General features: G+C 70.5%; 1 protein-coding gene. It reads right to left on the bottom strand.

Annotated features, from left to right (window positions below):
- Positions 1-1,021, bottom strand: a 1,021-nt coding sequence (locus A5636_RS27650) for a PE family protein (protein ID WP_155763855.1), incomplete at its 3' end; no start/stop codon positions are given.
- Between the last annotated feature and the right edge of the window lie 35 nt (positions 1,022-1,056).

Genomic DNA, 1,056 nt, shown 5'->3' with positions numbered 1-1,056 from the left:
CGGCGCCCCCAGACCCACCGTTGAAGCGGCTGCCACCGTTGTAAACGCCGGTTACGCCGTTGACAGCGCCAATTTCGTTGACGGTGGCCGTGCCGGTGAAGGTGCCAGTGTCACCTCCCTGCCCCCCGGCACCGCCGACTCCGCCGCTGCCGCCGTTACCCCAGAGCAGCCCGCCAACGCCACCCCTGCCGCCAGCACCGCCGGCCCCGCCGGCCCCGCCGGCCCCGGCGTAGAGGGTGCCGTGGTTTTGGATGCCGCTACTCGTGCCGGACCCGGCGCTGGTGCCAGTGCCGGTGAACGTGCTGGAGTTACCACCTTGGCCGCCGACTCCACCGCTCCCGGCGCTGCCGCCGGTACCCCATAGCAGCCCGCCGGCGCCCCCAGCTCCACCGGCACCACCGGCACCGCCGGCGCCCCCAGCCCCACCGTTGAGGATGCCGGTGTATTCGGTGAAAATGCCTCGTACCTGGCCAGTGCCGGCGCCGGTGCCGGTGATGGCGCCGCCGTCACCTCCCTGACCGGCGGCCCCGCCGTCACCGCCAGCCCCACCGTGACCCCAAAGGAATCCGCCAGCCAGACCCGCAGCACCGGCGCCACCCGCACCGCCGTTGCCCCACAACAAACCGCCCGCACCACCGGCGCCACCAGCCGTGGTCGCATCCGCGCCATTACCGAGCAGCGGACGCCCCAACCACGCCTCAAACGGCGCATTGATCGCCCCCAGCACCACTTGCTGGGCATTAACGGCCTCAGCAGCCCCATAGGCTGCCGCGTTGCCGGTCAGCCTCGCCACGAACTGCTCGTGGAACAGCGCGGCCTGCCCGCTCAACGCCTGATACTGAACAGCGTGGCTGCTGAACAACGCCGCAATCCCCGCCGACACCTCATCAGCGGCCGCAGCCACAATCGCCGTCGTCGAGGCTGCTGCGGCCGCATTGGCCGCACCCACCGCCGACTCAATCCCCGCCAGATTCGAGGACGCCACCGAAACCCATTCCGGCACCACACTGACAAATGACACAACCGACCTCCGAAGTCCGCGGGAATCGCCCCAAA

The sequence above is a fragment of the Mycobacterium asiaticum genome, assembly GCF_001673315.1.
Taxonomy (GTDB): Bacteria; Actinomycetota; Actinomycetes; order Mycobacteriales; family Mycobacteriaceae; genus Mycobacterium; species Mycobacterium asiaticum_B.
This window is presented reverse-complemented; position numbering and strand designations above follow the sequence as displayed.